Below are 13,227 nucleotides of genomic sequence, written 5' to 3'. Positions count from 1 at the left end.
ACGGTGGCGTCACCCGGCGCCTCCCCGGTCCCGTACACTTCCCTTGGCGATCCGGGTCACCGGGTCGACTTCGCACGCCCCGACACCTGGCCGTCACAAGCAGGTGTCAGCGCTTCTCGGTCCTTCGCGGCACAGCGCATCCGGGCGTCAGGCGCGGGAGCCGTCCGGCATCCGCGGCACAACCGAGAAATTCAAGGAGATGGCCATGGCCGTCGTCACGATGCGGGAGCTGCTGGAGAGCGGCGTCCACTTCGGTCACCAGACCCGTCGCTGGAACCCGAAGATGAAGCGCTTCATCTTCACCGAGCGCAACGGCATCTACATCATCGACCTGCTCCAGTCGCTGTCGTACATCGACCGCGCCTACGAGTTCGTCAAGGAGACCGTCGCCCACGGCGGCACGGTCATGTTCGTCGGCACGAAGAAGCAGGCGCAGGAGGCCATCGCCGAGCAGGCCACCCGCGTCGGCATGCCCTTCGTCAACCAGCGCTGGCTGGGCGGCATGCTCACCAACTTCTCGACCGTCTACAAGCGTCTGCAGCGCCTCAAGGAGCTTGAGCAGATCGACTTCGAGGACGTCGCCGCGTCCGGTCTGACCAAGAAGGAGCTTCTCGTGCTCTCGCGCGAGAAGGCCAAGCTGGAGAAGACCCTCGGCGGTATCCGCGAGATGCAGAAGGTGCCCAGCGCCGTCTGGATCGTGGACACCAAGAAGGAGCACATCGCGGTCGGTGAGGCCCGGAAGCTCAACATCCCGGTCGTCGCGATCCTCGACACCAACTGCGACCCCGACGAGGTCGACTACAAGATCCCGGGCAACGACGACGCGATCCGCTCCGTCACCCTGCTCACCCGCGTGATCGCCGACGCCGTCGCCGAGGGCCTCATCAGCCGCTCGCGCGTCGCCACCGGCGACAAGGGCGAGAAGGCCGCCGGCGAGCCGCTCGCCGAGTGGGAGCGCGACCTGCTCGAGGGCGAGAAGAAGGCGGACGACGCCGAGGTCCAGACCTCCGCCGAGACCGAGAAGGTCGCCGACGCCGAGCAGGCCGAGGCTCCGGCCGCCGCCGAGGCCGCTGTCGAGGCACCGGCTGCCGAGGCTCCGGCCGTCGAGGCTCCGGCTGCCGAGGCTCCGGCCGCGGACGCCGAGCAGGCCTGACCCGTCAGCGTTGACGGCGGGGGCGGCGACATCCCGTACGCCCCCGCCGTTCACCCATAGGTTCGCGCTCCACATCTACGTGTGGTTCGTGGATCGGGCAGATCTCCCGACTTCGAGAAAGACTTAACGACTCATGGCGAACTACACCGCCGCTGACGTCAAGAAGCTCCGTGAGCTCACCGGCGCCGGCATGATGGACTGCAAGAAGGCCCTGGACGAGGCCGAGGGCGACGTCGACAAGGCTGTCGAGGCGCTCCGCATCAAGGGCCAGAAGGGCGTCGCCAAGCGCGAGGGCCGTTCCGCCGAGAACGGCGCCGTGGTCTCGATCATCGCCGACGACAACTCCTCCGGCGTTCTCGTCGAGCTGAAGTGCGAGACGGACTTCGTCGCCAAGGGCGACCGGTTCCAGGCCGTCGCCAACACCATCGCCGAGCACGTCGCCAAGTCCGCCCCGGCGGACCTGGAGGCCCTGCTCGCCTCCGAGATCGAGCCCGGCAAGACCGTCCAGGCGTACGTCGACGAGGCCAACGCCAACCTCGGCGAGAAGATCGTGCTGGACCGCTTCGCGCAGTACGCCGACGGCTACGTGACCGCCTACATGCACCGCACGATGCCCGACCTGCCGCCGCAGATCGGTGTCCTCGTCGAGCTGGACAAGCCGAACGCCGAGGTTGCCCGGGGCGTCGCCCAGCACATCGCCGCCTTCGCGCCGAAGTACCTCGCCAAGGAGGACGTGCCGGCCGACGTCGTCGAGTCGGAGCGTCGCATCGCCGAGGAGACCACCCGCGCCGAGGGCAAGCCCGAGGCCGCGATCGCCAAGATCGTCGAGGGTCGCCTCAACGGCTTCTTCAAGGACGCCACGCTGCTCGGCCAGCCGTACGCGCTCGACAACAAGAAGTCGGTCCAGAAGGTCCTGGACGAGGCCGGTGTCAGCCTGAAGCGCTTCACGCGCATCAAGGTCGGCATCTGAGTCCGTACCGCGATCGACGCGCGACCCGCGGGGAAATCCCGATAGGGTCGGTCGACAGCAGTCGTCCGCGCACACCGCCACACCCAGGGGCGTGACGGACGGCGGCAGATCTGACGAGGAGGCCATTGCCGCGCATGGGCAGCGAAAAGCGACCCCATCGGCAATGGCCTTCTTTGTATGTGCACCACGTGAAAGAGGCGGGATCTCCATGACCACCAAGGCCCAGAAGAGCGACGACGGCAAAGTACGCGGCCGGTTTCTGCTGAAGCTGTCCGGAGAGGCCTTCTCCGGTGGCGGCGGCCTGGGCGTGGACCCCGACGTGGTGCACAAGATCGCCCGTGAGATCGCGGCCGTCGTCCGCGACGGCGCGCAGGTCGCCGTCGTCATCGGCGGCGGCAACTTCTTCCGCGGCGCCGAACTCCAGCAGCGCGGCATGGACCGGGCCCGCTCCGACTACATGGGCATGCTCGGCACCGTGATGAACTGCCTCGCCCTCCAGGACTTCCTGGAGAAGGAGGGCATCGACAGCCGGGTGCAGACCGCGATCACCATGGGACAGGTCGCCGAGCCGTACATCCCGCTGCGTGCCGTGCGCCACCTGGAGAAGGGCCGCGTGGTCATCTTCGGCGCCGGTATGGGCATGCCGTACTTCTCCACCGACACCACCGCCGCCCAGCGCGCCCTGGAGATCGACGCCGAGGCGCTGCTCATGGGCAAGAACGGCGTGGACGGGGTCTACGACTCCGACCCCAAGACCAACCCCGACGCGGTCAAGTTCGACTCCCTCGGCTACGGCGAGGTCATCACCCGCGAGCTCAAGGTCGCCGACGCCACCGCGATCACGCTCTGCCGCGACAACAAGCTGCCCATCCTGGTGTTCGAGCTGGTGACGGAGGGCAATATCGCGCGCGCCGTCAAGGGTGAGAAGATCGGCACGCTGGTGGGTGACCAGGGCAGCCGGGACTGACCGGCACCGCCTGACGGACCCTGACCGGGGGATGGACAATGTCCTGCCGGTCGGGAACCGTCGGGGAAAGAAGACGCGACGCAGCCGGCCGCCGCCCCGCAACGGAACCGCAGCCGGGCCTTACTCAAGACACGCAGGAGCAAGTGGTGATCGAAGAGACCCTCCTCGAAGCCGAGGAGAAGATGGAGAAGGCCGTCGTGGTCGCCAAGGAGGACTTCGCCGCGATCCGCACCGGCCGTGCGCACCCGGCGATGTTCAACAAGATCGTGGCCGACTACTACGGCGCGCCGACGCCGATCAACCAGCTGGCCTCGTTCTCCGTGCCGGAACCGCGCATGGCGGTCGTGACCCCGTTCGACAAGACGGCCCTGCGCAACATCGAGCAGGCCATCCGCGACTCGGACCTGGGCGTCAACCCGAGCAACGACGGCAACATCATCCGGGTGGTGTTCCCGGAGCTCACCGAGGAGCGCCGCCGCGACTACATCAAGGTCGCCAAGGGCAAGGCGGAGGACTCCAAGGTCTCCATCCGCTCCGTGCGCCGCAAGGCCAAGGACGCCATCGACAAGCTGATCAAGGACGGCGAGGTCGGCGAGGACGAGGGCCGCCGCGCCGAGAAGGAGCTCGACGACACCACCGCGAAGTACGTCGCACAGGTGGACGAGCTCCTCAAGCACAAGGAAGCGGAGCTTCTCGAAGTCTGATGAACGACTCATCCTGGGGAGCCCCGCCGCACGCCGGGCCGCAGCCCGGGCAGGCCGGACCACCGGCCGGGTACTGGGAACCGACCGATCAGGGCACCGGCCAGGGGTACGACCTCGGCCCGGGCCAGGGATACGGCCCCGGCCCTGCCCACGGCTCCGGCCACGGCCAGGGCTACGGTCAGGGCTACGGCGCGGGTGCAGGCCCTGCCCAGGGTCCCGGTCAGGGGTACGACCTCGGTCGCGCCCACGGCTACGACCAGGGGCATGTCCAGGGAGCCGCCCCGGCGGGTCCCGCGTACGATGCGCAGAACGCGCAGCAGACTCGCCCCATGCCCATCGTGCCCGACGACGTACCCGCGTACGGCTCGGACCAGGACGGTGACAGGGGGGCCGCTCGGCTGGGCGGCCCCTTGTTCCGAGACGAGACGTTCCGAGACGAGACGTTCCGCAACGACACACCGTCGGCGCAGCCCCTGCCCCATGCGGCGGCGCCGCAGAATCCGGAGCCCATGCCCGACGCCCCACAGCCGGCCCCCGCGCCGCAGAAGAAGAGCGCGGGACGCGACCTGGGTGCGGCCATAGGGGTCGGCGTCGGACTGGGCGTCGTGATCGTGGCGTCCCTGTTCGTCGTCAAGGCCGTCTTCGTCGGTGTCGTGGCCGTCGCGGTCGTGGTGGGCCTGTGGGAGCTGACCAGCCGGCTCCAGGAGCGCAAGGCCATCAAGGCGCCCCTGGTCCCGCTGGCGCTGGGCGGCGCCGCGATGGTGGTCGCCGGTTACGCGCGCGGGGCCGAGGGCGCCTGGGTCGCCCTGGCGCTCACCGGCCTCGCGGTCCTGGTCTGGCGGATGACGGAACCGCCGGAGGGCTATCTCAAGGACGTCACGGCAGGTCTCTTCGCGGCGTTCTACGTCCCGTTCCTGGCGACGTTCGTCGCGATGATGCTCACCGCCCACGACGGCCCGCTCCGGGTCATGACCTTCCTGCTCCTCACGGTGGTCAGCGACACCGGCGCCTACGCGGTCGGCTGGCGCTTCGGCACCCACAAGCTCGCCCCGCGGATCAGCCCCGGCAAGACCCGGGAGGGCCTGGTCGGCGCGGTGCTGTTCGCGATGGTCGCGGGCGCGCTGTGCATGGAGTTCCTGATCGACGACGGCACCTGGTGGCAGGGCCTGCTGCTGGGCCTCGCGGTCGCGGCCAGCGCCACGCTCGGCGACCTCGGCGAGTCCATGATCAAGCGGGACCTGGGCATCAAGGACATGGGCACCCTCCTGCCGGGCCACGGCGGCATCATGGACCGGCTGGACTCGCTGCTGCCGACGGCTCCGGTGGTGTGGCTGCTGATGGTGCTGTTCGTCGGCAGCGGCTGAGACACCCGGGACCCGGCCCCCGGCCGGGCTGCGGAGACGTCGGCAGCCGCCGCCGTACAGCTGTCGTAGCCGGGCCCCCGTCCTTCGCAGGGCGGGGGCCCGGCGGCATGTCGGCCCCGGATGACGCAGCAGAAATCGCATGGTCGTTCCGGCGGGAGGCAGACTTCCGGTGAGGACGCTGTCTCCTCCGACGCGCAGGGAGTGTGCCCATGCCCCTCGACCCGGACCCGGCCGCCACCCCGTCCCTCACCCCTCCGCCGTCTCCGCCGTCTCCGCCGCCTCCTCCGCCGGTGCGGTGGTGGCCCGTCGACGATCTGCCCGCGCTCGACCCGGACCCGTTCCTGGACCGGATGCTGCGCGAGGAGCCGGTCACCCGGATCAGACTCGCGTACGGCGAAGGGGAAGCCTGGCTGGTCACCCGGTACGAGGACGTCCGCTTCGTCACCTCCGACCCGCGCTTCTCCCGGGAACTGGTCGTCGGCCGCGACATCACCAGCATGCGCCCGGCACCCGTGGCCTCCCAGACGGCCGGCCTGCAGTACATCGACCCGCCCGGGCACAACCGGCTGCGCCGGGTCGTCGCCCGTGCCTTCACCGGGCGGGCCATGCAGCGGCTGCGGCCGATGGCGGAGCGCAGGGCCGGTGAACTCCTCGACACGATGGCGGCGGCGGGCCCGCCGGCCGACCTCATGGAGCATCTGCACGGCCCTTTCCCGATCGCCGTGATCCGTGACTTCCTCGGCGTCGACGAGAAGGACTGGCACCGCTGGGCGGCGACCGGCGAGGCGCTGCTCTCCGCCGGCCCCGACGCCGAGGAACGCGCCCGGGAGGCCGCCCGGACCACCCGCGCCCGGATCGCCGAGCTGCTGCGGAGCCGCCGCGAGGAGCCCCGCGAGGACCTCGCCGGGGTGCTGGCCCAGGCCGCCGCGGACGGCGAGATCACCGACGACGAGGCGATCTCCCTGGCCACCGCCATCCAGGTCAGCGGCGGCCACGCGGTCCGCAACAACAGCGGCTCGATGATGTACGCGCTGCTCACCCACCCCGAGCACCTGGACCGGCTGCGCCGCGAGCCGGAGCTGCTCCCCAAGGCGGTGGACGAGCTGTTCCGCTACGTCCCGCACCGCAATGGCGTCGGCATCCCGCGGGTCGCCGTCGAGGACGTCGAGGTCGGCGGCCGGCTGATCCGGGCCGGTGACGTCGTCTACAACGCCTACGTCGCCGCCAACCGCGACCCCGCCGCCTTCACCGACCCCGACGACCTGGACTTCGACCGCGCCGACGGTCCCCACATCGCCTTCGGCCACGGCCCCCACCACTGCATGGCCGCGATCATGGCCCGGATGGAGGCCGAGATCATGATCGGCTCGGTCGTCTCCCGCTTCCCCGGCATCCGGCTGGCCGTACCTCCCGAGGAGGTCGGGTTCCAGCGCCAGGGCCTGATCCGCGGACCGCGTACGCTGCCCGTGACCTGGTGACCGGCGAGGGCCGGCGCGGACCGAGGAGGACCCCACCATGCTGACGACCACCTACGTCCCCGGCGCCCCGAACTGGCTCGACCTGGGCACCCCGGACACCGCGGCGAGCGCCGCCTTCTACTCGGCCGTCTTCGGCTGGGAGTTCCGGTCGGCGGGCCCCGAGGCGGGCGGCTACGGCTTCTTCGCGCAGGACGGCGGCACGGTCGCCGGGATCGGCCCGCTCACCGAGGAGGGCGCGAGCCCGTCCTGGACGGTGTACTTCCACACCCCGGACGCCGACGCCACCGCCAAGGCCGTGGAGCAGGCCGGCGGCAGCGTCCGGGTCGCCCCGGCGGACGTCTTCACCGCCGGCCGCATGGCCGCCTTCACCGACCCCACCGGCGCGGACTTCGCGGTCTGGCAACCGGGCGAGACCCGGGGCCTGGACCTCGTGGCGGTCCCCGGCAGCCTGGCCAGGACGGAGCTGTACACCACCGACGCGAACGCGGCGAAGGCGTTCTACGCGTCGGTCTTCTCCTGGCAGACGCGGGACGTGCCGATGGGCCCGGAGCTGACCTACACGATCCTCACCCCGGCCGGCGCCGGCGCGGCGGCGGCCCACGGCGGGCTGATGCAGCTGCCCCAGGCCAACCTCGACGCCGGATCGACCCCGGAATGGCACCCGTACTTCGAGGTGAGCGACTGCGACGCCACGTACGCCAGGGCCACCGAGGCCGGCGCCACCGTCCTCATCCCGGTCACCGAGGCACCGGGCATCGGCCGCTTCGCGATGTTCCTCGACCCCGCCGGCGCCCTCTTCGCCATCATCACGACGGCCAGGCGCTGACCCCCCCCTCGGACACCCGGCCCCGCCCGGCGCCCCCGGCTCCCCGGCCCCCCTGGACCCCCGCCGGACCTTCGGTCGCAGGCCACCTCAGTTGATCTGCGACACTGGTTGGGCCACGCCTAATCCCGGAGATCTGGCAGGTGTTAGGCACTATCACGCGTCCAACCTGCGCGTTTAGCCTGTGTGCAGGTCTTGTTCGATCTGTCAGGCCGTCCCTGGGCCGTCGTCAGGGAGACTGGTGTTCTCCTGTCGCCGACATACGCCAATTGCGTGATGCTCACGATGCTGGAAGACCGTCGCAGCTCCTCCGGCGGTAGGGCAAGATCCAAGGATGGATCTTCAGGGGGTAGGGGCGGTCTCAGCTGCTGTGGTCGCTGCCGTGGGTATCCCGGCAGCGGTCGTAGTGGGGCGATGGCAGATGCACGGAGCCCTACGTGCGGCGGAGGAGACGGCACGAGCAGGGATCGCGCAGGCGGACGCAACGTATCGCGCTGCCCTCGACGGCGTGCGGGCCGAAACGTCAGCAGCGCATAGCCATTGGCGACGCGGTAACCAGCGAGAAGCCTATGTCACCCTGCTTCTCTCTTCCCATCGTGTCCTCGCTGCGGCCGATATGCTGTTTGGGCAATCAGGTGCAGCTCTGCCGCCCGATCCCGACCGGAGGGGTGGCGTGCATAGTTCAGTCCTCCCTGACGAGTCATTCGCTGCCCAAAAGGCGGAGTTGAATTCCGCTAGAGCTGCTTTGCTTAATGCGCATGTTGTCGTCACTCTGGAAGGCGCGGAGAATGTCGTTACCGCCTCGGAGGCGCTGCGCGATCTCACCTTTGAGATATCATCCGACTTTCAGGTAGAGGCTGATATGGTGCGCGCTTGGTTCAGTCTCGCCAGAGCCGACGAGCAAACTGTGGGTCAGGCTACGTCGGATCAGGCGCGTCCAGCGCTCGGACTGGGAAGCTCGCCGGCCGGAATCCTTATGTCGTCGCTCGCGCGGCTCGGGGCTGCAGTAGGAGACCATCCCGAAGTAGATTATCGAAATTCCCCCGACGCTCCTGATGAAGTCAGGCGTGCCGGGGAAGCTGTCGATCAGGCCTTCTCCCTACTGCCGTCGGGGATTATTTCTTTGCTTGACCGTGTGAATCTCTTGAACATGCAATATCTAGGTTTGCCTAGGACCGGGAGTGCGCGGCATGAAGAGTGTATCCGGGATTTGAAGCAAGCTCGGGCTAACTTCATAGCTGCTGCTCGTCTCGAACTTAATTCTCTTCCCAGGTAGAACTATTGGAATCTGGGGTTATGGAAAATTCCGTCGATAGCCTTCCTCGTACGCTCCTGACTCGCTGGCATCAGGTGCGCGTACACCCGCAGCGTCAGCCCCGGGTCGGAGTGCCCCAGGTAATCACTCACGGCCTTGATGCTCTCGCCGGCATCCAGAAGTACCGAGGCGTGGAAGTGACTCAGCGCGTGCATCCCGTGCTCGCGAGCCGACACGTACTTGCCGTCTTTCCCGGCATCCGGGATGAGGCCGGCCGCCGCCAACGCGGGCTTCCACTCCTGGATGTGGAAGTTGCTGCGCCACACCAGCCCGCTCGCGGTGTTCGTGAACAGGAGCCGAGCCGTCACCTTCGGACCGTCCGGCTTCCGCCAGGGCAACGTGATCTCTGCGGGCTTGTGCACGTCCATGTGAGCACGGAGGGCTGCGGCCACCGACGGGGCAACGGCACGTCCCGTTCCTTGTTGCACTTCGGCGGAGCGAACACGGCTTTGCCGCGGATGAGTTTCACCTGGCGGACCACCCGCTCGGTGCCACCCTCGAAATCCACGGCGTCCTCGGCGAGTCCAACGATCTCGCCTTGGCGGAGCCCGCACCCGGCCCCCAGGTCCACCATCGACCTGTAGCGCTCCGGGAGCCCGGCGCGGACCGCCACCACCTGGTCGGGCGGCCACGGCACGACGCGGCGCTGCTCAGTGGCCGGCGGACGGACGGACTTCGCCGAGCACGGGTTGCGGGGCAACAGCCCGTCGTCAACGGCGGCGCTGGGTACGGCCCGTACGTCGCCGTAGATGTTCCGTGCGCAGCCGCCGCTCACGGCGGGATCGTGCTCCAGGGCGCTCACCATGCCGCGGATGTGCTCCGGACGGAACGAGTCGAGCGGACGCGAGCCGATCAGCCGGAAGGCGTGCAGACGCAGCCGTTGTTCGACCACGACGTGACTCGCCGGGTCGATCCGGTGCGTCTTCAGCCACTTCTCGGCGTACCCCTTGCAGGTGATCCGGGCCGCGCGAGGGTCGATGTACAGCCCCCGGGACATGTCTGACGCCGGTCAGTGAGCCACTGCTCCGCAACGCGCTTCTTGCCGTCGGGGAAGCTCTTGGACTTCTCGGTACCGTCGGGGCCGACGTAGCGGGCCCGGTAGCGCATGCCTGCGCCGTGGCGCTCGGTCTTGACCTTGACTGGCTTGCCCTTGGGCCCGGGCTCGGTCTCGTACCAGCGGTCTTGGATGTGTCCGGCCATCAGGCGGCCCCTTCCATGAGGGACGCGACCCAGGTCCGTATGTCGTCGGGGTCGAAGCCGGCGAGGGCTCCAAGGCGACCGTCCACGCCGCATACAAGGCGTTGGAGGCAGAGGGGCTGGTCACCTCATCCCGAGGCCATGGCACCGTCGCGCGGCAGCAGGTTCCGCTCAAGCGATTGGGTATCGCTCGGTACGACAAGGCGAAGTGGCGCGATGGGGACGAAGCGGCGTTCATCGCGGACCGTGTGGTCTCCGGTCGGGCGTACCGTCGCAACGAGCAGACCCAGACGGTCAGCCTCATTGAAGCGCCGGCCGTGGTGGCAGCCGCGCACGACCTGCCAGTGGGTGCCCCGGTCTACGCCCGCGCCCGCCTGGTCAAGGAGGGTGAGCAGCCGGCGCACACCCTGACCAGCTTCTACCAGCCCGAGCATGTCGAGGGCACGCGCATCGTTGACCCGACGCCGGGCCTCGCCGGCCGAGGCGGCGGATTTCGGGTGCTGTACGACGCGGGTTACGAGATCGATCACATGAAGGAGGAAATCTTTGCCCGTGCTGCCAGCTCGGACGAGGTGACTCTTCTACAGCTGCCGCCAGGGGAACCTGTGGTCGAGTTGCACCGAACGACCTATACGGCCTCTGGCACAGTGGTTGAGTCCGCCATTGGTGTCCATGCGGCATCGCGCTTCGCCTGGGAATACGACTTCAAAGTGCCGGATTCAGTGATGGACGAGGAAGGCCAGCAGTGATCTCGACGCAGGATTGGGTGGACACGCGACGCCTGTGGGACTACGACCAGATGGGACATGTGTCCCGACCCTGCTCGGTGGCGATCGGGCTCGGCAGTCACGACCTCGGAGTCGCCGACATCGCTGTCGACCTGTACGAACGCGGAATGGTCCCGCTGCTCGTGTTCACGGGTGCCACCAGCCCCACGACGCGGGAGCGCATGCCCCGAGGTGAAGCGGTTCACTATCGGGAGCGTGCGCTTGAGCGCGGAGTTCCCAGCTCGGCCATTCTCGTGGAACCGCGGGCCCGCAACACGGGGGAGAACATCCGCTTCTCTCGCGAACTGCTTGAGAACGCCGGCGTCGACGTGGCCTCGGTCCTCCTGATCAGCAAGCCCTACGAGGAGAGGCGGGCGTACGCCACGGCACGCAAGCTGTGGCCTGAAGTCGAGATCGTCAGCGCTTCCAGCCCGATGACGTTGGACGAGTACGTCGACTCCATCGGGGACGCTCGATTGGTGATCGACATGCTTGTGGGGGCCCTACAGCGGCTGTTGGTCTACCCGGAACAGGGCTTCATGATCAGCCAGCAGGTTCCGAGTGATGTGGCCGATGCGTACGAGCGCCTGTGCCGAAGAGGGTTCACGAGCCGTCTGCTGCGCGATGTGCAGGAGCAGAATCAGGATTTGAGCCAGACGCGGCGGTGACGGGCCACTGTGTAGACGCGTTCTACCTGGTCAGCGGTGAGCTTGCCGGCGAGTGGGCCGAGTGATGCCACTTCGCGCTCGCGGTAGATCCGTACGGTGTACTGCGTAGCAGCACGAGTCAAGGATGCGACGCCGACAAAGACCAGGGCTGGTTCGACTGGAACGGCGAAGTCGCAGTACCGCCCGAGCACTCCCCGTACGTAGCTGGCCTCGGCGTTGCTCGCGGCGGAGTAGGGGCGCGGCTCGCCGCCGTTGACTTTGGCCATGGTGTCGCCGACCCAGACAGAGGCATCTCTATGTGTCTTGGTGTTGATGGCGAACACGCCTCCCGGTCCGATCAGCAGGTGGTCGATGTCGCCACCGTTGATCTTCTCCACGCTGTGGAGGACACGCCAGCCGAACGAGGACAGGCGTTCCAGCTCACGCCCTACTCGTCGTTCGCCCTCCAGGCCGGCGTACCAGGTGTCCCATTCCGAGGACTGTCGAAGAAGCTTCGAGCGCAGTCGCTGAGTAGTTGAGGGACCCCGTCCAGCGAACATGCCCAGCAGGCTCGCGCCGGGTCGGTTCCTTGCAAGGTCCTCGCTGGGGGAGAGGGTCGGGAGGGGAGCGGGCCGGGCCGTACGGCGGATAGATGCTTCAGGGGGGCTGGGCTGCGCGGCGGGAGGCTCGGAGGCTGGTGCATGGGTACGGGCGGGCCCTGGGTTCACCGTGAGGTCGTTACCAAGGCTGCGTCGCAGCAGGGCTAACGCTTCGGCCCGGTACTTCTCGACTTTGATCGTCACGACCTTTGTCGCTCTGTCCGCCCAGGCGACAGCGGTCCCGTCCGGGAGATTGACGTACAGCCGATCCTTGCCGTGCCGCCTCCATGCATGCACTGTCAGGTCGTCCATCGGCCGCCTCCCCCAGCACGTGTGCCATGCCCACTCATATGCCATCAGCCGGAGGCAACGAGCGACAAGACCACGTCGAGCCGATCTGTTACAGGTTTCTCTGCCTCATCAAGCCGGCTGCGCTCCGCTCCGCCGGGCGCGCTCCCGGCTCCGCTGCGGGCGCCGCTCCTGCCTCCGGCCCGCTCCGCCCGCGCTGCGCCTATGCGCGCCCACGAATGGGAAGAGGTCGGGCTATGGGTGGCGAGCACCGCACGATCGAGGCCGCGGTCAGAGCCTGTGCCTTCGGCGGGGGATCGGCCAGCACCGGGATGGAGGGGGCGCCGTTGCCGAGCGCGGGCACGTTGTGGCGTGCGCGGGGAGTTCCCATCCCGTCCACCGCCGCCCTAGGCAGAGCCGAGCAGACGCGGCCCAGGGCGTCCATGTCGTTCGTACGGTAGTGCGCTCCACCTGGACGCCCTGAACCACGCCCGCTCTACGCTGTGTGGGGCGACGGCGGACGGGATGGGAGCTGGGATGAGTGGTGGGTTAACGCAGTGAATCAGTCCGCGACCCAGACGCTACGCTCACTGGCAAACACACCGTGATGACGATCAGCGCTTGCGCTGGCTAGGGGGATGAAGTGCACACGCTCACGGGAAAGCGAGTGGCGAAGTTCGCACGAGACTTTGGCTTCGAGGGGAGCGAGTCGAAGCAGTTCGAGCTGTACGTCGCAGCCAACTACCTCTTCCCTTACGTACGGGACGATGTCGAGCAGATTGAGCGCACTGTTCTCGGCGGTGGGACCGACGAGGGCATCGACATCGCTGCCGTCGTGGTCAACGGACAGATCGTCTTCGAACCCTCAGACCGTGTTTGAGATCTGCCGTGTCTCGTTGCTGAGGCGCTCGTTGAGCTCGCGGTGAGCAGTGTTGGGGGTGGGTATCCGTCGGAC

The 13,227-nt window shown here is 68.3% G+C and carries 10 protein-coding genes and 2 pseudogenes; 10 read left to right on the top strand and 2 right to left on the bottom strand.

All coding sequences use genetic code 11. The features are described 5' to 3' along the window. The first annotated feature begins 205 nt into the window (after window positions 1–205). The 7 genes from rpsB (at window position 206) to ACFZB3_RS46785 (ending at window position 7,462) form a co-directional block, all read left to right on the top strand. Window positions 206–1,153 carry a 30S ribosomal protein S2 gene (gene rpsB / locus ACFZB3_RS46815; RefSeq protein ID WP_391389381.1) on the top strand — a complete coding sequence of 316 codons (948 nt, stop codon included), beginning with the start codon at window positions 206–208 and terminating at the stop codon, window positions 1,151–1,153. A gap of 133 nt (window positions 1,154–1,286) precedes the next feature. Beyond that, window positions 1,287–2,123: a translation elongation factor Ts gene (tsf, locus tag ACFZB3_RS46810; protein WP_391389379.1), complete on the top strand. Its 837-nt coding sequence runs from the start codon at window positions 1,287–1,289 to the stop codon at window positions 2,121–2,123. A 208-nt stretch (window positions 2,124–2,331) separates the two neighbouring features. Further along, a complete protein-coding gene (gene pyrH, locus ACFZB3_RS46805; protein ID WP_089098487.1) occupies window positions 2,332–3,090 on the top strand; it encodes a UMP kinase in 759 nt (252 codons plus the stop codon). Window positions 3,091–3,236: 146 nt separating this feature from the next. Continuing rightward, window positions 3,237–3,794, top strand: coding sequence for a ribosome recycling factor (frr, locus tag ACFZB3_RS46800; protein WP_089098486.1), 558 nt, complete (start codon window positions 3,237–3,239; stop codon window positions 3,792–3,794). Further along, window positions 3,794–5,158, top strand: coding sequence for a phosphatidate cytidylyltransferase (locus ACFZB3_RS46795; RefSeq protein WP_391389377.1), 1,365 nt, complete (start codon window positions 3,794–3,796; stop codon window positions 5,156–5,158). The genes frr and ACFZB3_RS46795 overlap by 1 nt, the downstream gene beginning before the upstream one ends. Window positions 5,159–5,367: 209 nt before the next feature. Further along, a complete protein-coding gene (locus ACFZB3_RS46790) occupies window positions 5,368–6,636 on the top strand; it encodes a cytochrome P450 (protein ID WP_391389375.1) in 1,269 nt (422 codons plus the stop codon). A 37-nt stretch (window positions 6,637–6,673) separates the two neighbouring features. Beyond that, the gene (locus tag ACFZB3_RS46785) at window positions 6,674–7,462 is read left to right on the top strand and encodes a VOC family protein (RefSeq protein ID WP_391389373.1); all 789 of its coding nucleotides are present in this window, start codon (window positions 6,674–6,676) and stop codon (window positions 7,460–7,462) included. A gap of 1,275 nt (window positions 7,463–8,737) precedes the next feature. Here the strand turns inward: ACFZB3_RS46785 and ACFZB3_RS46780 are convergent. After that, window positions 8,738–9,974 (bottom strand): annotated as a pseudogene (locus ACFZB3_RS46780) (tyrosine-type recombinase/integrase). A gap of 50 nt (window positions 9,975–10,024) precedes the next feature. Here ACFZB3_RS46780 and ACFZB3_RS46775 point away from each other — a divergent pair. Then, a pseudogene (locus ACFZB3_RS46775) lies at window positions 10,025–10,720 on the top strand (GntR family transcriptional regulator); the annotation flags it as partial. Next, entirely contained in the window at window positions 10,717–11,406 is a 690-nt protein-coding gene (locus ACFZB3_RS46770; RefSeq protein WP_391389371.1) for an ElyC/SanA/YdcF family protein, read from the top strand. The pseudogene ACFZB3_RS46775 and the gene ACFZB3_RS46770, both read left to right, overlap by 4 nt. On the opposite strand, the gene ACFZB3_RS46765 is transcribed toward ACFZB3_RS46770, so the two are convergent. Next, the gene (locus ACFZB3_RS46765; protein ID WP_391389496.1) at window positions 11,379–11,945 is read right to left on the bottom strand and encodes an NERD domain-containing protein; all 567 of its coding nucleotides are present in this window, start codon (window positions 11,943–11,945) and stop codon (window positions 11,379–11,381) included. The genes ACFZB3_RS46770 and ACFZB3_RS46765 overlap by 28 nt on opposite strands. A 994-nt stretch (window positions 11,946–12,939) precedes the next feature. Here ACFZB3_RS46765 and ACFZB3_RS46760 point away from each other — a divergent pair. Continuing rightward, a complete protein-coding gene (locus ACFZB3_RS46760; protein WP_391389369.1) occupies window positions 12,940–13,152 on the top strand; it encodes a hypothetical protein in 213 nt (70 codons plus the stop codon). Window positions 13,153–13,227 lie beyond the last annotated feature (75 nt).

The organism is Streptomyces sp. NPDC008092 (genome assembly GCF_042957285.1).
In the GTDB taxonomy this organism is placed as follows: domain Bacteria; phylum Actinomycetota; class Actinomycetes; order Streptomycetales; family Streptomycetaceae; genus Streptomyces.
This window is presented reverse-complemented; position numbering and strand designations above follow the sequence as displayed.

Excerpts from the sequence above, each read along its gene's own strand:
- rpsB (WP_391389381.1), top strand. The coding sequence starts at position 206 with ATGGCCGTCGTCACGATGCGGGAGCTGCTGGAGAGCGGCGTCCACTTC.
- ACFZB3_RS46785 (WP_391389373.1), top strand. The coding sequence starts at position 6,674 with ATGCTGACGACCACCTACGTCCCCGGCGCCCCGAACTGGCTCGACCTG.
- pyrH (WP_089098487.1), top strand. The coding sequence starts at position 2,332 with ATGACCACCAAGGCCCAGAAGAGCGACGACGGCAAAGTACGCGGCCGG.
- tsf (WP_391389379.1), top strand. The coding sequence starts at position 1,287 with ATGGCGAACTACACCGCCGCTGACGTCAAGAAGCTCCGTGAGCTCACC.
- ACFZB3_RS46790 (WP_391389375.1), top strand. The coding sequence starts at position 5,368 with ATGCCCCTCGACCCGGACCCGGCCGCCACCCCGTCCCTCACCCCTCCG.
- ACFZB3_RS46795 (WP_391389377.1), top strand. The coding sequence starts at position 3,794 with ATGAACGACTCATCCTGGGGAGCCCCGCCGCACGCCGGGCCGCAGCCC.
- ACFZB3_RS46765 (WP_391389496.1), bottom strand. The coding sequence starts at position 11,945 with ATGTTCGCTGGACGGGGTCCCTCAACTACTCAGCGACTGCGCTCGAAG.